We start from the raw sequence: 21,900 nt of genomic DNA on the forward strand, positions 1-21,900 counted from the left end.
CGCTTGTGCCCCCTCGCCCCGCTTGCGGGGAGAGGATAGAGGTGAGGGGCTGCGCAACATTGCAATATTGGGGATTACAAGGCGCCCATGAGTGAAGACGTCCAGCTCTCCAATGTCAGCATGGATTTCGGTGCCTTCCGGGCCGTCGACAATGTCGATGTCGCCATCAAGGCCGGCGAGTTCTTTTCGTTTCTCGGTCCCTCGGGCTGCGGCAAGACCACCATCCTGCGCATGATCTCCGGCTTCACCGAGCCGACCTCGGGCGCCATCCGCATCGGCGGCAAGGACATGGCGGATATCGGGCCGAACCTGCGGCCGACAGCCCTGATCTTCCAGAACCTCGCGCTGTTTCCGCTGATGCCGGTGTGGGAGAACATCGCCTTCGGCCTGGAGGTGCGCGGCGTGCCCAGGGCCGAGCGACGGGCGCGGGCGGAGGAACTGCTGCGTCTGGTCGACCTGCCCGGCGCCGGCGACAAGCGCGTCAGCCAGATGTCGGGTGGCCAGCGCCAGCGCGTGGCGATCGCCCGGGCGCTCGCGGTCGAGCCCAAGGTCATGCTGCTCGACGAGCCGCTCTCCGCCCTCGACCTCAAGCTGCGCCTGCAATTGCGCAGCCAGTTGCGTGCCATCCAGCGGCGCACCAACGTCACCTTCATCTACATCACGCATGACCAGGGCGAGGCGCTCGCCATGTCCGACCGCATCGGCGTGATGTCGCAGGGCCGGCTCCAGCAGGTCGGCACGCCGGCCGAGATCTACAACAGCCCGGCCAACGGCTTCGTCGCCTCCTTCGTGGGCGAGAACAATGTGCTGCCGGGGGTCGTCACCGGGCTCAGCAACGGCCGAGATGGTTCCAAATTGGCGAAGTTCCGCACCCAGCAGGGCATCTTCATTGCAAGGCCAGGCCCTGGCGTGGCCAACCATGACGAGGCCAAGCTCTATGTGAGGCCAGAGCACATACGCCTGGAGGCGGCGCCCAATGCCGGGTTCAACTCGATCCCGGTGGAGGTGCTGGAAGTCACCTTCGAGGGCAGCGTCGTGCACGTGCACACCATGGATGCACGCCAGGGCATCGGCATGGTGCAGATGCACAATGATCCGGGCACACTGCTGCCGCGGCCCGGTGAGCGGCTCTACTTCAACTTCCCGGCCGACCGCAGCGTGATCCTGCATGACGCGCCAAAGGGGGCGTCTTCCCTGGGAGTGCATGGCTGATGCAGCGCCTGATCCAACGCTACGGCAAGGGCCTCACCGCCGTCCTCCTCGCGCTGACGGCGTTCTGGCTGCTGATCCTGGTTGTGCTGCCCGAGATCATCATGGTCAATTATTCGCTGCGGCCCTTCCTGCCGGTGGCGGATATCGGCGGACCCAGGGACGGCTACACGCTCGCCAATTATGCCACCTTCTTTGTGAGCTGGATTCACATCAAGGTCTTCCTGATCACCGTGCTGGTCTCCTGCCTGGTGACGGCGGTGTGCCTTGCGGCCTCCTATCCGGTGGCCTATTTCATGGCCAAGACCATTTCGGCCAAGGCCGCGGCTACGCTCTTCATGCTGGCGCTCGTGCCGCTGCTGGTGAGCGAATTGCTCAGGACTTTCGCCTGGAAGGTCATCCTCGACTACAAGGGGGTGCTGAACAGCTTCACCGGCCTCGAGGTCCGCTGGCTGTCCGGCTATAACGGCATCGCCGTCGGCCTCGTCTACACCTACATCTTGTTCATGCTGCTGCCGGTCTACTCGTCGATCCAGTCGCTCGATGCCCACCAGATCGAGGCGGCGCGCGATCTCGGGGCCTCGCGCTGGCAGATGCACCGGCGCATCGTCATCCCCCACGCCAATTCCGGCATTGCCGCCGGCTGCGTGATGGTGTTCATGCTCTCGGCGGGCTCCATCCTGGTGCCGAACCTCCTGGAATCGCCGAATTCGCGCTGGTTCACCCAGGTGATCCAGCAATGGTTCTTCGAGAGCCAGGACTGGCATACCGGCTCGGCCTATGCCTTCCTGCTGCTCGTGCTCTGCCTGGGCTTCGTTGCCGCTTTGCTCGGGCTGTTCCGCGTGCGGCTGGCGGATTTCGGCCGATGAAACCGCTTTATCCCGGCCGCAACCGCGCCAGCCTCTATGCGCTGGTGTTCTTCGCCTTCCTGCTGCTGCCGCTGGTGGTGATGGGCGGCGCCGCGCTCAACGATTCGGCCTTCCCCGCCATCATCCCCTGGAAGGGCTTCACGGGGCACTGGTTCGAAGTGCTCTTCGCCGATGCAAAATTGTGGGCCGCCGCGCTCCACACGCTGGTGGTGGCGCTCGTCGTCGTGGCGCTCGCCGTGCCGATCGGGGCGGCCGGCGCCATTCTCGTCAATGGCATCCACCCGCGCTTCCGCGCGCCGCTCTACGGGCTGATGATCGCGCCGATCCTGATGCCGGGCGCGGTGATCGGCATCGCCACTTTCCTGTTCTGGAGCGAGTTCGGGATCGGCGCCGGCCTGCACCTCTCCGTGCTCGGCCAGGTCTCCTTCATCGCCTCCTACGCCATGCTGCTGGTGCTGGCGCGGCTGCAGAGCTTCGATCCCGCTCTGCAGGAGGCGGCGCTCGACCTCGGCGCCTCGCATGTCCGGGTGATCCGGCGCGTGCTGATCCCGCATCTGCGTCCGGCCCTGATCGCCGCGGCGCTGCTCGGCTTCTTCCAATCGGTCGAGAATTTCAATGTGACGCTGTTCACGGCCGGCGGCTCGCACACGCTCACCACCTATATCTATTCGCGCACCCGCACCGGCATCGATCCCTCGATCAATGCGCTGGCGTTGATCCTGATCGGGATCGTGCTGGCGGGGCTGACTGGATATGAGGCGCGGCGGCGGTATTTGAGGAGGAGGGCGGGGCAGGAGAGGGCTGGCGGGTAGGGGCCCTCCTGGGAGCGCAGGCGTCTCGCCTGCTTCTTCCTATCCAGTGGACGAACCGTTTCCAAGAGCAGGCGAGACGCCTGCGGTCCCAGGAGCGCTTCCGGGCGCCGTGCCTACACCCCCATGCTGGCGGCGATCTTGTCCATGCTCCTGGCCAGCTTGACGTCGAGCTCCGTCAGCCCGTCGGCGTCATGCGTGGCCAGCGTCACGTCCACCGTCTTGTAGACATTGGACCATTCGGGATGGTGGTTCAGCTTCTCCGCCACCAAAGCCGCCCGCGTCATGAAGCCGAAGGCTTCGTTGAAGTTGCGGAAGGTGAAGACGCGCCGGATCGCCTCGCGCCCGGGCGTCAATGCCCAACCGGAAAGCTCGACCAGGGCGGTGTGGCGTTCATTCTCGGTAAGCCGGGGATGGGACATTGCGTCCTCCTATCTCGTCCTATCGTGAGACAGCCGCCTCGCGCCGCTGCAGGTCATAGGCCTCCTCGACGATATAGGGGCCACCGCCGACCGAATCGCGCGAGGAGTAGAGCACGAAGCGTCCTGCCGTAAAGGACAGGCGCCCGCCACCGCGCAGGGCCAGCCAATCGGCCGTCAGGCGGGCCGTGGCCTCGCTGCGCAGCCGCGCCAGGGTGACATGGGGCGTGTATTGCCGGTTTTCGATGGGCACGCCCAAACGCCGGAGCAGGCGCTCCTGCGAGGCCTGCAGCTCCATCAGCGGCGTTGAAGGCAGCACCCTGGCATAGACCGATTTGGGCCTGGCGCCGCCAAAGGCGTCGACGCCGTCGATCTGCACTTCGACTTCCGGCCGGCGCACGCCGTCCAGCGCCTCGGCGACATCGCGGGCCAGGCGGTCATCGATGTCGCCGATGAAGGACAGGGTGATGTGATAATTCTCGACATCGATCCAGCGTGCGCCCGGCAAACCGCCGCGCAACGTGGACAATCGCATGCCGATGATGGGGGGAACTTCCAGGGCGGTGAAGAGACGCGGCATGGGATAAACGCCGTATGGCTAACGTCAACACGGCAATCCTAGAGAGGTTTTCTGCGTTGGGGAAAGCACAAAGCGTTGTGGGTGCGAAAAAACCTGCGGAAAAACTGGGGGGCGCGGACTATCCCGGGTGCACGGGCATCCTGCCCGTTCTTTCTTCACCGCAAGCACGACGTTTCAAGAACGGGCAGGATGCCCGTGCACCCGGAACGCTCCCATCACGGCGCCGGGTTCATATGTAGCTGGTGGATCGCATCGATGCGCGCCTCGAGGTCGCTCGGCAAGGCGACATTGATCGAGGAGATCGCCGTCTTGAGCTGCGCCATTGTCGAGGCGCCGATGATGTTGGCGGTGAGGAAGGGCCGCGTGTTGACGAAGGCGAGGGCGAGATGGGCGGGATCCAGGCCATATTCCCGGGCGAGGTCGAGATAGGCCTCGAAGGCGACATCGGCGCCGGGCTTCTCATAGCGCTGCAGGCGGTTGTAGAGTGCCTTGCGCGAGCCGGCGGGCAGGGCGCCATGGCGATATTTGCCCGTCAGGTATCCCTGCGCCAGCGGCGAATAGGCGAGCAGGCCGAGCTGCTCGCGCATGGCGATCTCGCCGAGGCCCGTCTCGAAGGTGCGGTTCACCAGCGAATAGGCGTTCTGGATCGACTGCATGCGCGCACGGCCACGGACCTCGCTCTCCTTCAGGAAGCTCATCGCGCCCCAGGGGCTCTCGTTGGACAGGCCCAGCCAGCGCACCTTGCCCGCCTTGACGAAACCGTCGAGCACGTCGAGCTGCTCGGCGATCGTCGTGGTCTCGCTCTGGGGATGGACCTGGAACGCGGTGGGGTTGGAGCCCCAGCTCACCGGGCGCTCGGGCCAGTGGATCTGGTAGAGATCGATATAATCGGTCTGGAGCCGCTTCAGGCTCTTGTCGAGCGCTTCGGTCATATGGGCGCGGTTGAGCCGCGTCGGCTCCTTGCTGTCGCGCAGCCAAGTGAACGTGCTCGCGCCGGCGACCTTGGAGGCCAGGACCACCTTCGAACGGGTGCCGCGGGCCTTGAACCACGCACCGATGATGCGCTCGGTCGAGCCGGTGGTCTCAGCCTTGGGCGGCACCGAATACATCTCGGCGGTGTCGAAGAAATTGATGCCCTGTTCGAGGGCATAATCCATCTGTTCGAAGCCTTCGGCCTCACTATTCTGGTCGCCCCACGTCATGGTGCCCAGGCAAATGACGGAGACGTCCTGGCCGGTGCGGCCCAGCTTATGAAATTTCATGGAAAGGAATTGTCCGATCAAAAGAGGTGATCTGTTTGGCCTATCGATGGGGTTTCTGGCAAGAACTTCTCCCGGGATCGAAGGCATCTTTCTTCCCTTAGCTCCGTGCCTGTGAGCGCAGCAATTCTGGCCGCAGGGCTTGCGGAACTGAAGGGCGTAAATGCAACGAAGGAAGTGTGGCCGCAAATTTGGGCCCGAGAAGCTGGGACTGGTGAAGCAACACTGGCTCTTCACAGGCTCTGGGTCAACGATCTCCGATCTAATTTTTAAGGTTATTGGTATTTAATCTCAACATAATTTTAAGTTTAATCATGAATATTGAGCGCAATATTTCTTTTTGCTCATTCGACAAAGTTATTATTCTTATTATATTGACAATGAAGGTTAAAATAAACTGGTACAAACGTTCATGTATTTAAAAATAATGGCTTCATATAATTCCGTATTAACTTATTCACACCGGAGTCACGTCTGGATTGTTATCTTTTATCTGTTGCTGCGAAGCTTGTATGGTAAAGCGTAATAGGCGACAATATTCATAAAAACACTGTGCGGAAAAATAATTAAATAAGCACATAAATAGGTCTGTTTTACGTTTTTCTTCGCATGAAAACCTGACTTCTCTGCATCAAGAAGTGAACAATGTTGACAAATTGGAGCGAGCCATGAGCAATATGCTGAATCCAGGACAAAGTTTGTTCACGAACCAGAGTCTTAATTCCAACGATGGACGGTTTACCCTTATTCTTCAAACAGACGGCAATCTAGTTCTTTACCGTACCCAGGATCATCGTGCCTTATGGGCGACTGGAACCAATGGCCAAGATACGCACCATGCAATCATGCAGGGCGACGGCAATTTTGTACTTTACCATGAGAATAACACGGCGGCCTGGGCTTCGGGCACGAATGGCAAGCCAGGATCGTATCTGATCCTGCAAAATGATGGGAATCTAGTGATCTATTGGCCGAGAGACCCCGTATGGGCCAGTGGCACCAATCAGTAGCGGTCCCTCGCCAAGGGCCCCTTGGCGAAAGCAGACAGTTCCCTTGCTAGGTCGGCATTAAAGGAGGGCTCGGCGACTGCCGGGTCCCTCGGGGGCGGCAAACGGCTTTCGGTCACAATTGGAATTGCTATCAAGGATCTGCATCATTGCATTTTTTTGGTAAACTCGCTGAGGCCCTAACCGTCATCGGATTACAAGACAATAGCTGGCCGCCAGAGGGAAAGAGCCGCCCCTCAAACCTGCACCTCCTGCATTCCCCGCCCTTCTTCCCCGAACACCTTCAGATAGCGCTCGATCGCCGGCTTGCCGCCGGTGGCCTTGGCGAGGTTGTCGGAGAGTTTCACCGCCGGCTTGCCGTTCACCGCGGTGATCTTGCACACCAGCGAGATCGGGTCGAGCAGCGGGATCGGCTGCGAGCCGCAGCCGCGGAAGTCGTTGGTGAGGTTGGTGCCCCAGCCATAGGAGGGGCGCATGCGGCCGTTGAAGCTCTTGTGGGCCGTCTCGATCGAATCGATGTCGAGCCCGTCGGAGAAGATGATCAGCTTATCCTTGGGGTTGCGCCCGCGTGCCTTGTACCAGTCGATGATCTCCTCGCCCGCTTGCTGGATCGGCTTGGAATCCGGGCGCATGCCGGTCCAGTCGGCCACCCAGTCGGGGGCGCGGTCGAGGAAGGCGGCGGTGCCGAAGGTGTCGGGCAGCACGATCAGGAGGTTGCCGTCATAGAAGTCGCGCCACATCTCCAGCACCTTGTAGGGTGACTCGCGCAAGGCCGCGTCCTCCTCGCACAGCGCCGCATAGACCATCGGCAGCTCATGGGCGTTGGTGCCGATCGATTCCAGGTCGTTGTTCATGGCGAGCAGCACGTTGGAGGTGCCGACGAAGGCCTTGTCGAGACCCTCCTTCATCGCCTCCACGCACCAGCTCTGCCACAGGAAGGAGTGGCGGCGGCGGGTGCCGAAATCGGAGATGCGCAGGTTCTCGAGCTTCTTCAGCCGCTCGATCTTGTCCCAGAGCTTGGCCTTGGCGCGGGCATAGAGGATGTCGAGCTCGAAGCGGCCCATCGAGCGGGTGGCGGCGCGCGACTTCAATTCGTTGATAATGGCGAGCGCCGGCACCTCCCACATGGTGGCCTGGCTCCAGGGCGCATCGAACTCCAGCACATAGTCGCCATTCTCGATGCGCAGATCGTAGTCCGGCAGGCTGAAATCGGTAAGCCAGTCGAGGAATTCGGGGCGGAAGATCTGCTGCTTGCCATAGAAGGTGTTGCCGCGCAGCCAGATCAGCTCGCGCTTGCCGAAGCGCAGCGTGCGGGCATGGTCGAGCTGGTCGCGCAGCTCCCTCTCGTCGATCACCTCGGCCAGGTTGATCGACTTGGTGCGGTTGATCACGGTGAAGGTGGTGCGCACATTCTCATGGCGGGCATGGATGGGCTGCAGCATCAGGAGTTTGTAGAAATCCGTGTCCAGGAGGCTGCGGACGATCGGGTCGAGCTTCCAGGTCCGATCATAGACCCGCTTGGCGATATCGATATTCATGGAACCCTACAAACCCCGGAGCAAAGCGCGTTCAAACGGAAACGCTGTCTTGTTCTGGCTCTTTTCTCGACGCGTCCTCGCGATTTTTGCCGAATTCCGCCAAATCGCAAAGCGCCTCAGCACGAAGCTGGGGAACATGCGTGCAACCACAGGCAAGATCAAGGGCCACAGGGGTCGGAATAGCGTCGCTGCCGTTGTTGTTGCCGACAAAATCACTTCGGATCATCCGTCATGCGCCGGAAACGGGCCAGCTTGGCAAAATTGACCCCGGTCTCCCGGTCGCGGTAGGGGCCGAATTTGAAATATTGCATGGCCGAGCCGCTGGCATCCGTATAGCCGATCCGGCCCGTGACCTTGGCGATGGGTTTGCCATCCGCCGAGATCTCGATGAGGGCGCGGTCCGTGCCCACATCCTTGAGGTGAAAGCCCATGGTGACCCACCGGCCGAACGGACTGGGAAGCGGGCCGTAGGTGGTGACCTTCACATCGGAATCGCAGGTTATCCCCGTGCTGCCATGCGGCTGGTCGCTGTGGGAAAAGGAGCTTCCCGGCACTTTTGGCGAGACGCTGTCCGCCGCGGCGACGATCCGGCATTCCGGCCGCAGGGCGGCATCGGCGGAGCGATTGTCCTGCTGGATGGTGACGGTGAAGGCATGGCCGTCGAAGCGCTGGGCCAGGAACGGTGAGCGGCCTCCCTGCTTCCACTGCCCGCTGACGAAGCGCGGCGAGCGGTCGCTGATCCCGGGGTCGATCAGCATGGCGAACTCGTAGCGGACCTCCGTGCCGAGCCGGAGGGCGAGGTCGTCCGCCTCCCATAGCTCGGCCCGTTCATCATCGGCCTCCGGCGTGAAGGGCGGCGGGCCGTTGAGGCATGCTTGATGGCTGTTGAGGAAAGTCTGCGCCGCCACGTCGTTGCGGGGAGCGACCGTGGCAACCGCGGCGCGAAAGCCCTGGCCCGGCACGGTCTCGATGTCGAAGTGATTCTCGGGCCGGTCGCATTGAAACCAGTTGGCGGGATCGAGCGTGCTGCCGGTAAAATCGTCCCGAACATCCTGGGCCCGCGCCAAGCCGGAAAAACTGCAACCCACCATCGCCAGAATGGCGATCTGCCGAATGAACACGTCATGCTCCCTAGAGCAAAATGCGTTTGGCCGGAAACGCTATTTTTCTCTAACTCTTTGTTTCGACGCGTTTTTGCGATTCTTGACGATTCCAGCGGATCGCAAAACGCTTTGGCCGATGGAGCACTTCAGCGCGCTTCTTTTCCTGATTCGCTGCAACATGCATCAGCCTAGCGCGGAGCACAATGCGATCCCGTTGCCGTTAGGGCTCTGAACTCGGGCTAACAAGAGTGGGGGCGGACCGGTTCGTCATTCCGGCTGGAGCGCAGCGACACGCCGGAATCCATGAACACAACCCTCACAAGACAGTGTTCATGGATTCCGGGTCTCCACTCACAAGCGAAGCTTGTGAGGATACGGGCGCCCGGAATGACGTTCCCCGCCGCTTAATAACCCGAGTTCGGAGCCCCGGGTTGCCGTCCGGGAGCATGTTCCTTGACGCTCCCCTCTCCAGCCTTCCATAAAACCCGGGTGGGAGGAACGAATGAGTGTGGGCGTAGCGGAGTCGACGTCGGTCGCGGCGGCGCGTTTGCCGAAGATCGCCTGGGGCAAGGGGCTTGCCCTTACCGATGTTGATGGCAAGCGCTATCTCGATGGCTCGGGCGGGCCTGCCGTCTATTGCCTCGGCCATGGCAATGAAGAGGTCAACCAGGCGATCAAGGACCAGCTCGACCGCATCGCCCACGGCTATCGCTACAATTTCACCTCCGATCCGCTGGAGGAGCTGACCGAACGCATCGGCCGGCTCTGCGGCGGCACGCTGAAGCAGATGGTGTTCGTCTGCGGCGGCTCGGAGGCGGTGGAATCCGCCCTCAAGCTGGCGCTGCAATACCATGCCTGCCGGGGCGAGATGAGTCGCCACCGTTTCATCTCGCGCGAGCGCTCCTGGCATGGCAACACACTCGGCGCTCTTGCTCTCTCCGGCTTTCGCGAGCGCCGCCTGTCCTTCGAGGGCGCACTGGTCGAGGTGCCGCGCCTGTCGCCCGCCAATGTCTACCGCCCGCCCGCCGGTGTCGCGCCCGAGGATGCCGGGCGCCATTGCGCGCAGGAGCTCGAGGACAAGATCCTGGAGATGGGGCCGCAGACCGTGGCCGCCTTCGTATTCGAGCCGGTGGTGGGCGCCGCCGGCGGCGTGGTGCCGGCACCGCCAGGCTATGCAAAGCGCGTGCGCGAAATCTGCGACCGTCATGGCGTGCTCATGATCGCCGACGAGGTGATGTGCGGCGCCGGGCGCTGCGGCACCTGGCGGGCGCTGGACCATGATGGCGTCTTCCCCGACATCATGACGGTGGCCAAGGGCCTCGCCGGGGGCTATCTGCCGCTCGGCGCCGCCATCTATTCCGACAAAGTCGCCGGGCCGATCCAGGCCGTCGATGGCGGCCCGCAGACCGGCCACACCTTCACCGGCCATACCGCGGCTTGCGCTGCCGGCGTCGCCGTGCAGCGCATCGTCGAGCGCGAGGGGCTGGTCGAGCGCGTGCGCGTGAAGGGCGAAGCGTTCAAGCAGACACTGGCCGACGCTCTCGCCGGAATTCCCCATATCGGCGATATCCGCGGCCGCGGCTTCTTCACCGGCATCGAGATCGTGCAGGACCGCGGCAGCAAGGAGCCGTTTGCGGCCGACAAAGCCCTCTATCTCAAGATCCGCTCGCGTGCCCTGGCCAATGGCCTGATCTGCTATCCCTCGGGCGGGAACGTGGACGGCATCAAGGGCGACACAGTGATCCTGTCGCCGCCCTACAACGCCACCGACAGTGAACTTGATGAAATCGCCGCGCGCTTCGCCAAATCTCTGCGCCAGGCCCTTACCGATATTGGAGCATAGCATTGGTCGACAAAGTCATTATTTCCTGCGCCGTCACCGGATCCATCCATACCCCGTCGATGTCGCCGTATCTGCCGGTGACGCCGGACGAGATTGCCGAATCGGCGCTGGCCGCCGCCGAGGCCGGCGCGGCCATCCTGCATCTCCATGCCCGCGACCCGCAGACGGGCGCGCCGACGCCTGATGTCGCGGTGTTCGAGCAGTTCGTGCCGCGCATCCGCCAGGCCACCAACGCCATCGTCAACATCACCACCGGCGGTTCGGCCCGCATGACCATCGAGGAACGCCTCAAGGGGCCCTCGACGCTCAGGCCCGAAATGTGCTCGCTCAATCTCGGCACCATGAATTTCGGCCTCTACCCGATGCTCTCCCGCCCGCGCGAGTGGAAGCATGATTGGGAGGTGCCCTTCCTCGAGGCCACGCGCAGCGGCATGTTCAAGAACACGCTGGCCGATATCGAACATATCCTTACGACAATGGGTCCGCTCGGCACACGCTTCGAGTTCGAATGCTACGATGTCGGCCATCTCTACACGTTGGCCCATTTCCTCGACCGCAAGCTGGTGACGCCGCCGCTCTTCGTGCAGACCGTGCTCGGCATTCTCGGCGGCATCGGCGCCAATCCCGACAGCGTGGTCGATATGCGCCGCACCGCCGACAAGCTGTTCGGCAAGGATTACGAATGGTCGATGCTGGCGGCTGGCCGCAACCAGATAGCGCTCGGCACCATGGCGGCCATCATGGGCGGCAATGTAAGGGTGGGTCTCGAAGACAATCTGTGGATCGGCAAGGGCGAGCTTGCCACCTCCAATGCCCAGCAGGTCACCAAGATCCGCACCATCCTGGAAGAATTGGGCCTCGCCGTCGCGACGCCGGACGAGGCGCGCGCCATCATCGGCATCAAGCCGCGCTGAGATGCGGATCCGTCCGGCCAGGCCCGAGGATTGCGAGGCGGTCGTCGATATGGTGGTTGACTTCGCCGCTTTGTTCGGCGTCACCGCCGGCACCACCGCCGAAGGACTGCGTGTCGAAGCCTTCGGGTCGCGGCCGACGATCTCGCTCCTGGTGGCGGAGGCGCCGGACGGTACGCTCGCCGGCTATCTCGTGCACCAGGATACCTACTCCACCTGGCGCGGCGCCAATGGCGTCTTCGTCGTCGATCTCTTCGTCAAGCCGCAATGGCGCAATGACGGCATCGGCATCAAGCTGATGGCGGAAGCTGCCCGCCAGGGCGCCGCGAAGGGCGCCCGCTTCATGCGGCTCGACATCAGCGAGGGCAATGAAGGAGGGAGGCGCTTCTACGAGCGTTACGGCTTTCGGCCGCTCGATCACGAGCGCTTCATGGTGCTCGACGAGCCGGGGTTAAGGGCGCTGGCGGGGTAGGGACGTCCGCGCTCCTAGCAAGGGCTTCCATCTGGCCGCATCAACCTCTAGTTTCGCGCCATGCTTCGTTTTGCTTCTCGCCTTGTTGCCCTGTTGATCTTGCTCGCCGTCGCGCTCGCCCCGCCGGCTTCGGCGTGGGCGCAGGCGACTGACGCCACCGTGGCCGAGTTCCAGAAGGAGCTCACACAGGACAGCAAGGCGCTGGATGACATCGCCCAGAGCCTGCAGGGCCTGAAGGGGGACGATGCCACCACGGTCGAGGCCCTGCAGACCCTGAAGGACAGTCTCGACAAGACACGCAAGGATCTCGGCGCGCTTGAAGACAGCGTCAAGCAGGCGCGGAAAGCCTCCCAGGCGAATATCGACCAGCTCGGACCGATGCCCAAACCCTCCGATCCGCAGGAGGCCAAGGACAAGGCTGATTCCCGCCAGAAGGAGCAGGCGCTCAATCAGCAACTTGCCGAGCTTCTCACCGGTGTCCGCCAGCAGATTTCGCAGGCCGATGCCCTGGCGGGTTCCTTCGCCATCATGCCCCTGCAACAGACGCTGGCGCAGAACCGCAAGGCGCTGGGCGATGTCGCCGCGCATCTGGCCGAGATCAAGGATGACGACGAGTCGCTCCAGCAGAAGGTCCAGGCCCTGCGTCCGAGTGTCGACAAGATCCGGGCCGATCTCGTCAGCCTGGTCGCGAACGTGGCCCAGCTTCGGGAGGCGGCCAGGGCGAGCCTCGACAAGCTCGGCCCGAAACCCAAGGCGACGGAGCCTCCCGAAAGCAAGGATGTCGCCAGTGCGCGCGATGCCGCCCAGGGGCAGCTGGATCAGTTGGGAACTCTCCTGACGGATACGCAGGCCTTGATCAGGCAGGTCAACACCGCCATCAACGCCATCACGACGCGGTCTTTCGAGGCGGCGGTCGCCGTAGACCGAAGGACCCTCGACGAAACAGAGGCAAGCATCGGTGCCTTGAGCGGCGTCACGGTTGCCGGTCAGGTGCAACAGACCTTGATCGACGAGCGCAGCAAGGTCGACAAGGTGCGCGCCGATCTCGCTTCGGTGCTGTCGACCGTCACTCCGCTGCGCGATCAGTCCAAGGCGCGGATGCCCGCCGACCTCAAGCCGGGAGACCCCCCGGAGGGTTGGGACGCAGCGACGACGAGGGACAAGGAAAGCTCGCTTCTCACCGCTCTGCAGAACGTCGTCAACAGTGCGCAGACCCAGAGCAACAGAGCGGACGATCTCGCCAGCTCTCTCATCGAGCATCAACGCGAGCTGATCACCGGACAGCTTTTCGGGCGCGTGGAGAGCATCTTCACGGCTGCCTTCTGGAAACCGGTCATCGCCAGCCTGCCCGATACCTTCGACAAGGTCGGTGACACGGCGACCCGGTCGATGGACTTTTTCTCCCACCGTGTCAATTCGACCTCGATTGCGATTTTCCTGCTGGCCGTGGCGATCGGCTATGTGGTGGCACAGTTCCTGCGCTTTCGCATCACGCGCTGGCGGGCGCGGCTACCCAAGAAAAAGAAGACGTCGCGGCGCTACATCGCCTCGCTCGACGCAGTGCTCGCTCTCGTTCACACCATGCTCGGCCTGCCCTGCGCCGTCATCGTCGCCGTGCTCGCCTTCGATCTTTCCAATCTGTTGCCGAGCGATGTGATCGAACACGTCGGTTGGGATTTCATCCGTGCCAGCCTGATCGGCGTCGGGCTGTGGGCACTGTCGCGCGCCATCCTCGCCAAGGAGCATGCCGAACTGCGCATGCTGCCCCTCAGCGACTGGGCGGTGCGTCGCATCGGGCGTCGCATGAGCTGGCTCGCGCTGGTGCTCGGCGTTTCGGTCCTGCTCGACGGCATCATCAAGTCGATGGTGCCCCGCTCCTCGCTGGACGGCAACGCCTCCCTGATCCAGGCGCGCGCCGGCATCACGGCGATGCTCTTCATCATCATCACGGCTTCGCTGCTGATCCGGCTGCGCAGCGCACCGCCGACCCTGGTCGACGGACAGCCCGTTCCGCCGGACGAGGATATCAACACGCTCGATATCCTGCGTCCCTTGAGCTGGGTTGCCGTGCTGATCATGGCGGTCTGCCTGGTGCTGGGCTACAACATCCTGGCGCTGGCCGTGGCCGGCCTGCCGCTGATGCTGCTCTGCATCATTGCCGCGACTTACCTGTTGACCACGCTGGTCGATTCATCCCTCACCGACAATCTGCTGGCGGATGCCGACCGACGACGAGCCATCGGCGCGGCGATCGGCATCACCTCGAAGAACGTGGCCTTCAGCGCGACACTGCTTTCGGGCGTCATGCGTTTCTTCATGCTGATCGCCGCCGTGCTGACATTGGGTATCCCGTTCGGCTTCTATTCGGGCGACCTGTGGCCGATGATGCAGCGGGCCTATTTCGGCTTCCAGGTCGGTGGGATGACGATCGCGCCCTCCTCGATCCTGGCTGGCGTCATCCTTTTTGTCGTGATCTGGGCACTGACACGCCTGATCAATGGCTGGATGCGCAACACCCTGCTGCCGCGCACCACCTTCGATTCCGGCTTGCAGAATTCCATCGCCACCATCATCGGCTATGTCGGCTTCATAATTGCCATCTCGGTCGGCCTGTCCGAGGTTGGCGTTGCCTGGCAGAACATCGGTGTCGTTGCCGCCGGCCTATCCGTCGGTCTCGGTCTCGGCTTGCAGGCCATCGTCAACAACTTCGTCTCCGGCCTGATCCTGCTGGCCGAGCGCCCGATCCGGGTGGGCGACATCATCGCCGCCGGCGGCGAGGAGGGCTACGTCCGCCGCATCAGCGTGCGCGCCACCGAGATCGAGACCTTCGAGCGCGCCACGCTGATCATCCCCAATTCCACGCTGATCACCGGCTCGGTGAAGAACTGGGTGTACGGCAATACCTGGAGCCGCTTGCGCATCGTGCTCACGCTCGCCTACGAAAGCGATCTCGATGCCGTCAAGGCGGCCATGCTCGGTGCGGCGGAGGACGATCCGCGCATTCTGCCTAGCCCGGCGCCCCGCGTCTATCTGGCCAAGATCGACACGGGCCTCGAATTCCAGCTGGAATGCATGATCGCCAGCATGGAAACCCATCCCGCCGTGAGGAGCGACCTGCTGACCCGCATCCTGAAGACCTTCCGGGCCAAGAATATCCGCCTGCTGGCACAGGGCGCGGCCGAGGCCGCTCCCGTCGTCGTGCATTTCGACGAGCAATTGCAGTCCGCCGCGATCGCCAGATTGCTTGCGGAGAAGACCGAGGCGCCTGCATCGACACCGGCGGCAGCTTCCACGCCGCCCGCCGCATCCTCCTCGACCGGCGCGCCCTGATTGGAGATCACCATGTCATATTTCAAAGCGGTATTGGCAGCGGCGCTCTGCCTTGGGTTCGGCAGTTGCGGCGGCACCGTGATCCAGGGGCCCCTTAAGGGCTCCTATGCCCGCGGACCGGTCTCCTTCAGTGCCTCGGCAGCACGCGACTGGCTAGCGCGATATCGCGCCAGCAAGGGCCTGCCGGACGTGGCTCTGGATGGGCGCCTCAACGCCTTCGCCCAGGCGCAGGCCAATGCCATGGCGGCGCATAACGAGCTTTCCCATTCGGTCGGCGGCAGCTTCTCCGATCGTGTCCGGTCCGCGAACCTGTACGGCGCCGGCGAGAATGTCTCCTACGGCCCCCGCAACGTTCCCGACGCGATGCGGCTGTGGCAGAATTCCCCCGGCCACAATGCCAATCTGCTGCTGCCGCGCGCCACGCGTTTCGGTATCGCCATCGCTCAGTCGGGCGGCACGGTCTACTGGGCCATGGTTGTCGCAGGCGATCCGCCGGCCGCGAATGAGACGCCGATCTTCGGCGAGGGTCCGACGGTGCGGGTGGCCCGCCGGCAGCCGGATACCGGCGTCCTCGGCGGCCTGTTCGGGAACTGAGTCTGGATGGCTGCACCCCTTTTCAAGGACTACGCCACGCTGCGCCGCGAGTTCCACTGGGACCTGCCGGCGCGCTACAATATCGGTGCTGATGTCTGCGACGTCTGGGCCAAGCGCGAGCCTGATCGCACGGCCATCCTGCGCCGCCTGCCGGGCGGCGGCAGCGAGCGCATCAGCTATGGCACGCTGCGCGAAGCCTCCGACCGCTTCGCCCTAGCACTGAAAAGCCTCGGCGTCGGCAAGGGCGACCGGGTGGCGATCCTCCTGCCGCAGTCCCCCGCCGTGGTGATCGCCCATCTCGCCACCGCCAAGCTCGGCGCCATCTCGCTGCCGCTGGCCGTGCTGTTCGGGCCGGATGCGCTGGCCTACCGCCTGCGGGATTCCGGCGCCAAGGTGGTGCTGCTTGACGAGGGGGGCCTTGCCAAGCTCGGGCAGATCGAGACCGACCTGCCCGATCTCGAGACGCTGATCAGCGTCGACGGCGCCGGCGGCGGCGCGCTCGATTTCGAAAGCCTGGTCGCCGGGGCACAGGGCGAACTCACGCCGGTCGCCTCCACGCCCGGCGATCCGGCCATGATGATCTATACCTCCGGTACTACCGGCCAGCCCAAGGGCGCTGTGCATGGCCACCGCGTGGTGCCAGGCCATATCCCCGGCCTCCGTTTCGCCCATCCTGGCCTCGGACAGGCGGACGACGTGATGTGGACGCCGGCGGACTGGGCCTGGGCCGGCGGCTTGCTCAACGTGCTGCTGCCGAGCCTGGCGCTGGGCGTGCCGGTGGTGGCCGGCCTGCATGCCAAGTTCTCGGTGGACGAGGTGCTCGCGCTCCTTCGGGACCTCAAGGTGCGCAACGCCTTCCTGCCGCCGACGGCCCTGCGCATGCTGCAGGCGGCGCATCGGCCGGGCGAGGCTTACAGGACGCATCTGCGCAGCATCATGTCGGCCGGCGAGACGCTGGGGCCGGGCACCTATGAATGGGCGCGGGAGGCCTTCGGCTTTCCCGTCAACGAACTCTATGGCCAGACCGAGTGCAATTTGGTGCTGGGCTCAAGCTTCCAGGCCGGCATTAGCAGGCCCGGCGCTATCGGCAAGTCCGTGCCGGGGCATGAGGTCGAGGTCCAGGACGAGGAGGGCCTGACATGTGCGCCCGGCGAGATCGGTGAAATCGTCGTGAAGGCGCCCGATCCGGTGATGTTCCTCCATTATTGGCGCAATGAGAAGGCCACGGCCGCCAAGTTCCGCAAGGGCTGGCTCCTCACCGGCGACAAGGCGCGGCGCGACGAGGACGGCTATCTCGACTTTATCGGCCGCAGCGACGACATCATCACCTCGGCCGGCTACCGCATCGGCCCCGGCGAGATCGAGGATTGCCTGATGCGCCATCCGGCCGTCGCCATGGCGGCGGTGATCGGCGCGGCCGATACGCTGCGTACCGAGATCGTCAAGGCCTTCCTGGTACTGAAGCCGGGCTTTTCGCCCTCGGCAGAGCTGACCAGGGACGTGCAGCTCTTCGTGCGCGAGCGGCTCTCGGCGCATGAATATCCGCGGGTGATCGCCTATGCGGAGGCGCTGCCGATGACCTCGTCGGGGAAGATCATCCGCAGGGCGTTGCGGGAGGGAGACTGAGCGGGTGCGCCCAGTTTGCGCCAACGGTCGGGACGCCTGCGGTCCCAGGAGCGTATCAACCCGTTGCGCCTGATTACGTCGGCTCGCTCGCCCCTCTGCCCAACTCCCGTTGCATCAGCACAGAATCCAGCCAGCGGCCGTGTTTCCAACCGACCGACTCGAACACGCCCGTCAGACAGAAGCCCAGGCGGCGGTGGAGGGCGATGGAGCCTTGGTTGGCGCTGTCGCCGATCACGGCGATCATCTGGCGGAAGCCCAGCCGCTCGCTCTCCGCAATCAGGCGGGCGAGCAGCAAACTGCCGATGCCCTGGCCGTGGGCGGCCGGGTCGACATAAACCGAATCTTCCAAGGTGAAGCGATAGGCCGGGCGGGGACGGTAGGGGCCGGCATAGGCATAGCCGAGGAGGTGTCCGCCACGCCGGGCCACGAAATAAGGAAACCCGCCGGTGAGGAGGATATCGGCGCGGCGCGCCATTTCCTCGTCATCGGGCGGGTCCAACTCGAAAGAGGCGGTGCCGTGCCGCACCGCCTCCCGGTAAATGCCGCCGATCGAGGGGATATCACCCCGCTCGACCGGCGCGATCGTCAGTTCCTGCATCGATCAGCGCGTTCCACTTTCAGATTGAACCGCCAGGAATAGCAGAATGCTTTCGCATTTTGCTTTAGCGGCGGTCGCCCAGGAGGCGCAGCAGCATGATGAAGAGGTTGATGAAGTCGAGATAGAGCGTCAGCGCGCCATGCACGGCGAGCTTCTCGCCCTCATCGCGGCTGAAGCTACGGGCATTCTCGGCATAGAGCGACTTCAGCATCTGGGTGTCGTAGGCGGTGAGGCCCGCGAAGATGCCGACGCCGGCGACGGTGATCAGGAAGGTCAGCATGCTCGAGGGGAAGAACAGGCTCACCAGGCTCGCGAGAAGCAGGCCAACCAGACCCATGATCAGGAACGAACCGAACGCCGACAGGTCACGCCTGGTGGTGTAGCCATAGAGGCTGAGCGCACCGAAGCTGGCCGCCGAGACGAAGAAGACGCGGGCGATCGAGCCATGGGTATAGACCAGGAACAGGGTCGACAGCGACAGGCCCATCAACGCGGAAAACACGTAGAAAAGGACGCGCGTCATCTGAACCGAGCGGCCCTGCGTGCCGATGTTCATCCAGAACACCATGCCGAGCGGCGCGAAGGCGATGACCCACTTCAGGGGCGTGTTGAACAGCAGCAGGCCAAACGAGTTGAGGGCTACGATCTTGCCCATCTCGTTGACCTCGACGCCGGACGCCAGATAGGCGCCGATCGCGACCAGGCCGGTGATGGCCACGCCGAGGGTCATGTGATTGTAGACCGCGAGCATGAAGGCGCGCAGGCCCTGGTCGATCGCCGGTGCTCCGGCGCGCGCGTCGGAGACGGTGCCGGCCGAATAGCGAGGATCATTGAAGGACATCGGACTCTCCAAAAGTGCGGCACGTGCCGCAGAAAGCTGGACCTTATGTAGTGTGTCCCACCAAAACAGTGAAGTGAATTGCGCGCAATGTTGTTTTGAACCTGGGAGCGCGGACATCTTGTCCGCTCTTGAAGCGATAACGCTGCACGAAAGCGCGCGACCCGCAACGAAGTACCGGCTTTTTAGGGGCGAGATAGATCATCCCGTTGCACTCACCCCTAAAAGTCATCGTTTCAAGAGCGGACATTACAGACTCTTCAAATGCGCCGCCGGCTTCTGCCGCAGTATACGCCATGTCCCCGCCAGGCCAAACAGGATCGTCAGCGCGAGCGCCCCGAAAGCGGCCGTCAGGGCCGGCACAGGCAGGAAGGTGAAGGTGAAATTCATCAGGTAGGTCACGATCAGCCACGCACAGGCCGTGCCGGCAATCACGCCGAAGATCGCGGTGGCGAGGCCAAGCAGGCCATATTCCAGCACGAAGGCGAAGAGGATCTTGCCGCGCGTCGCCCCCAGCACCTTGAGGATGACGGCATCGTAGAGCCGGCTGTTCTGCCCGGCGGCGAGCGCCCCCGCCAGCACCAGGATCGAGGCGATGAGGGCGATCGAGGCGGCGACGCGGATCGCCATGGCAAGCTGGCCAGCAAGCTCGGCGAGGCTCTGCAGGGCATCCTTGATGCGCACGGTGGTGATCGCGGGGAAGGCGTCGGCGACTCGCTTGAGCAGCGCGAGTTCGGTGGCATCGCTGGCGCCATGGGGATAGGTTAGGGTGGCGATGTCGGTGACCGGCGCGCCCTTGAAGGTGTTGGGCGAATAGACCAGCACGAAATTGATGCCGAAGCTCTGCCATTCGAGCTTGCGCAGCGCGCCCACCATGGCCGTGATGTTGCGGCCAAGCACGTTCACCACGAGGGGATCGCCGACCTTGAGGCCGAGGCCGCGGGCGATATCCTGTTCGAGCGAGACCAGGGGCGGACCGGTGTAGTCGGGGTTCCACCACTGGCCGTCAACCACACGCGAGCCTTCCGGTATCTTGTCGGCAAAGGTGACGCCGCGATCCCCGCTCAGCACCCAGGCGACATCCGGCGGCGGCTTGACCTGCTCCACCGGCGCGCCGTTCACGCTGACAATGCGCCCGCGCAGCATCGGCACGCGTTCGATGCTGGCCTCGGGCGCCGCCTTCTCGAGGAAGGCCTCGAAGCGCGGAGCGTCGGTGTGGCGGATGTCGACGAAGAAGAAGCTCGGTGCCTTGTCGGGGATGGCGGCGGAGAGCTGATGGCGGATATTGGCGTCGATCAGTGTGAGCGCCACCAGCAGGCAGAGGCCAAGGCCGAGCGAGAGCACTACGGAGGGCGTCGCCGCGCCCGGTCGGTGGATATTGGTGATGGCAAGGCGCAGCGGCGTGTTATGCGCCCGTGGCAGGCGGCGGGCGAGCGCCATCAAGAGGCTCGCAACCACCCGAAGCAGGATGAAAGCGCCGAGTGCCGCACCGACATAGACCAGCGCCACCTTCCTGTCGGTGGCGAAGACGACGGCGAGGGCGACGAGCGCCAGCACCGGCAGCGCCGCCAATAGCAGGAACATTGGCTCGGGCCAGCGGCGGCTGGGCGCGATGGCGTCGCGGAAAAGGGCAGAGACGCCGATCTCGCGGGCCCGGCCGAGCGGCAGCAGCGAGAAGGCCAGGGCGGTCAGCATGCCATAGGTAGCGGCCAGCGCCAGGCCCGCCGGATTGATCACCGGGGTGATCGGCAGCGGCAGGTAATCGGCGAAGCCATAAGCGAGGATGAAGGGGAGCGCCGCGCCGAGCGCCAGGCCGATTATGATGCCGAAGACGGCCAGCAGCATGGTCTGGGTGAGATAGATCGATGTGACTAGGTTGGAGCCGGCGCCCAGCGTCTTCAAGGTGGCGATGCTGTTGCGCTGGCGCTCGACGAAGGCACGCACGGCGTTGGCGACGCCGACCCCGCCCACCAGCAGCGCCGTGAGCCCGACCAGGGTGATGAACATGGTGAAGCGGTCGATGCCGCGGCGCAGTTCCGGCGAGGCATCGTCGCGCGTGTGGATCTCCCAGCCCGCCTGGGGAAAGGCAGCCAGCGCCTTGGCGCTCACCATCGCCGGCGTGACATCAGGCGGCAGCTCCAGGCGGTAGCGCCAGCGGATCAGGGAGCCCGGCTGGATCAGCCCACTCGCCCGGAAGGCGTCGAGAGTCATCGTCAGGCGTGGCCCGAGGCCGATGCCGCCGGCGAGCTTGTCGGGCTCGCCGGTGAGCCGGTCGGCCAGCGTCACGGTGAGGGCGCCGAGCGTGACGGTGGCGCCGGGCTGCAGGCCGAGGCGGACGAAGAGGGTCGGGTCGGCCACCGCCCGGACCTGCGTGCCCTCACCGCCGATGGTCCCGCTGAGCGGCTTGCCGCCGGCAAGCGCCGCGCTGCCAAAGAGGGGATAGAGGCCGTCTACGGCCTTGATCTCGACCAGCGTCGTCTGGCCATCGGCCGTGCGGGCCATCGCGCGCGTACCGGCGATCACCGAGAGACGGCCCTGGTCGCGGAGGAAGGCAAGCTCCTGCGGATCGGCCTCGCGCCCGATCAGCGAAAACTCGATGTCGCCGCCATTGATCACCCGCCCCTGCGTACGCAGCCCGTCGGTCAGGGCGCTGGAGATGGCATTGACGCCGGCAATCGCCATCACGCCAAGCGCCAGGCAGGCGAGGAAGATGCCGAAGCCGCCTATGCCGGCGCGGAGTTCGCGAAGGGCATAGCGCAAAGGGAGGGGTAGGGTGGAGGATGTCATGCGCGCACAATGAGAGGACGGAGAAGGCCGAATGATGGCGCTGGGAGCGCGGACGTCCCTACGACACTCAAGTGAGTGTCGGACGATCCGCTCTTGGAAACGCTTTCG

General features: G+C 64.0%; 19 protein-coding genes. 10 read left to right on the forward strand and 9 right to left on the reverse strand.

From position 1 onward, the window contains the following. The first annotated feature begins 87 nt into the window (after positions 1-87). The 3 genes from QQL24_RS03480 to QQL24_RS03490 are packed head-to-tail and all read left to right on the forward strand — an operon-like array spanning position 88 to position 2,890. Entirely contained in the window at positions 88-1,212 is a 1,125-nt protein-coding gene (locus tag QQL24_RS03480) for an ABC transporter ATP-binding protein (protein WP_284310481.1), read from the forward strand. Beyond that, a complete protein-coding gene (locus QQL24_RS03485; RefSeq protein WP_284310482.1) occupies positions 1,212-2,078 on the forward strand; it encodes an ABC transporter permease in 867 nt (288 codons plus the stop codon). Before QQL24_RS03480 ends, QQL24_RS03485 begins: the two co-directional genes overlap by 1 nt. Then, positions 2,075-2,890, forward strand: a complete 816-nt coding sequence (locus tag QQL24_RS03490; protein WP_284310483.1) for an ABC transporter permease — start codon at positions 2,075-2,077, stop codon at positions 2,888-2,890. Before QQL24_RS03485 ends, QQL24_RS03490 begins: the two co-directional genes overlap by 4 nt. 113 nt (positions 2,891-3,003) lie before the next feature. Here QQL24_RS03490 and QQL24_RS03495 read toward each other — a convergent pair whose 3' ends face one another. From QQL24_RS03495 to QQL24_RS03505, 3 genes are all read right to left on the reverse strand, one after another. After that, a complete protein-coding gene (locus QQL24_RS03495) occupies positions 3,004-3,309 on the reverse strand; it encodes a 4a-hydroxytetrahydrobiopterin dehydratase (protein ID WP_284310484.1) in 306 nt (101 codons plus the stop codon). A 19-nt stretch (positions 3,310-3,328) separates the two neighbouring features. Beyond that, entirely contained in the window at positions 3,329-3,886 is a 558-nt protein-coding gene (gene thpR / locus QQL24_RS03500) for an RNA 2',3'-cyclic phosphodiesterase (protein ID WP_284310485.1), read from the reverse strand. A 215-nt stretch (positions 3,887-4,101) separates the two neighbouring features. After that, complete coding sequence (locus tag QQL24_RS03505; RefSeq protein ID WP_284310486.1) at positions 4,102-5,148, reverse strand: aldo/keto reductase; 1,047 nt, start codon at positions 5,146-5,148, stop codon at positions 4,102-4,104. 665 nt (positions 5,149-5,813) lie between these two features. On the opposite strand from QQL24_RS03505, the gene QQL24_RS03510 reads away from it, so the two are divergent. Then, complete coding sequence (locus QQL24_RS03510) at positions 5,814-6,155, forward strand: hypothetical protein (protein ID WP_284310487.1); 342 nt, start codon at positions 5,814-5,816, stop codon at positions 6,153-6,155. Positions 6,156-6,388: 233 nt separating this feature from the next. Here the strand turns inward: QQL24_RS03510 and QQL24_RS03515 are convergent, their stop codons facing one another. The 3 genes from QQL24_RS03515 to QQL24_RS03525 are packed head-to-tail and all read right to left on the reverse strand — an operon-like array spanning position 6,389 to position 8,811. Next, positions 6,389-7,690 (reverse strand): nicotinate phosphoribosyltransferase, encoded by a 1,302-nt coding sequence (locus QQL24_RS03515; RefSeq protein ID WP_284310488.1) that lies wholly within the window; start codon positions 7,688-7,690, stop codon positions 6,389-6,391. Between the two features lie 31 nt (positions 7,691-7,721). Further along, a complete protein-coding gene (locus QQL24_RS03520) occupies positions 7,722-7,916 on the reverse strand; it encodes a hypothetical protein (RefSeq protein ID WP_284310489.1) in 195 nt (64 codons plus the stop codon). Further along, positions 7,903-8,811, reverse strand: coding sequence for a heparin lyase I family protein (locus QQL24_RS03525; protein ID WP_284310490.1), 909 nt, complete (start codon positions 8,809-8,811; stop codon positions 7,903-7,905). The genes QQL24_RS03520 and QQL24_RS03525 overlap by 14 nt, the downstream gene beginning before the upstream one ends. Positions 8,812-9,295: 484 nt before the next feature. Between QQL24_RS03525 and QQL24_RS03530 the strand changes: the two genes are divergently transcribed. The 6 genes from QQL24_RS03530 to QQL24_RS03555 are packed head-to-tail and all read left to right on the forward strand — an operon-like array spanning position 9,296 to position 17,569. Continuing rightward, positions 9,296-10,636 carry an aspartate aminotransferase family protein gene (locus QQL24_RS03530; protein ID WP_284310491.1) on the forward strand — a complete coding sequence of 447 codons (1,341 nt, stop codon included), beginning with the start codon at positions 9,296-9,298 and terminating at the stop codon, positions 10,634-10,636. Continuing rightward, a complete protein-coding gene (gene kce, locus QQL24_RS03535) occupies positions 10,633-11,550 on the forward strand; it encodes a 3,5-dioxohexanoate:acetyl-CoA acetone transferase (RefSeq protein WP_284310625.1) in 918 nt (305 codons plus the stop codon). Before QQL24_RS03530 ends, kce begins: the two co-directional genes overlap by 4 nt. A 1-nt stretch (position 11,551) precedes the next feature. Then, on the forward strand, positions 11,552-12,019 hold the full coding sequence (locus QQL24_RS03540) for a GNAT family N-acetyltransferase (RefSeq protein WP_284310492.1): 468 nt from the start codon (positions 11,552-11,554) through the stop codon (positions 12,017-12,019). 60 nt (positions 12,020-12,079) lie between these two features. After that, positions 12,080-15,349: a DUF3772 domain-containing protein gene (locus QQL24_RS03545; RefSeq protein WP_284310493.1), complete on the forward strand. Its 3,270-nt coding sequence runs from the start codon at positions 12,080-12,082 to the stop codon at positions 15,347-15,349. A 12-nt stretch (positions 15,350-15,361) separates the two neighbouring features. Continuing rightward, a complete protein-coding gene (locus QQL24_RS03550; protein WP_284310494.1) occupies positions 15,362-15,943 on the forward strand; it encodes a CAP domain-containing protein in 582 nt (193 codons plus the stop codon). Between the two features lie 6 nt (positions 15,944-15,949). Further along, a complete protein-coding gene (locus tag QQL24_RS03555; RefSeq protein ID WP_284310495.1) occupies positions 15,950-17,569 on the forward strand; it encodes an acetate--CoA ligase in 1,620 nt (539 codons plus the stop codon). 73 nt (positions 17,570-17,642) lie between these two features. On the opposite strand, the gene QQL24_RS03560 is transcribed toward QQL24_RS03555, so the two are convergent. The 3 genes from QQL24_RS03560 to QQL24_RS03570 form a co-directional block, all read right to left on the reverse strand. After that, complete coding sequence (locus tag QQL24_RS03560) at positions 17,643-18,167, reverse strand: GNAT family N-acetyltransferase (RefSeq protein ID WP_284310496.1); 525 nt, start codon at positions 18,165-18,167, stop codon at positions 17,643-17,645. Between the two features lie 64 nt (positions 18,168-18,231). Beyond that, positions 18,232-19,008, reverse strand: coding sequence for a Bax inhibitor-1/YccA family protein (locus tag QQL24_RS03565; RefSeq protein ID WP_284310497.1), 777 nt, complete (start codon positions 19,006-19,008; stop codon positions 18,232-18,234). A gap of 246 nt (positions 19,009-19,254) precedes the next feature. Beyond that, positions 19,255-21,792 carry an ABC transporter permease gene (locus tag QQL24_RS03570; protein ID WP_284310498.1) on the reverse strand — a complete coding sequence of 846 codons (2,538 nt, stop codon included), beginning with the start codon at positions 21,790-21,792 and terminating at the stop codon, positions 19,255-19,257. Positions 21,793-21,900: the final 108 nt, after the last annotated feature.

The organism is Labrys miyagiensis (assembly GCF_030160835.1).
Lineage (GTDB): Bacteria > Pseudomonadota > Alphaproteobacteria > Rhizobiales > Labraceae > Labrys > Labrys miyagiensis.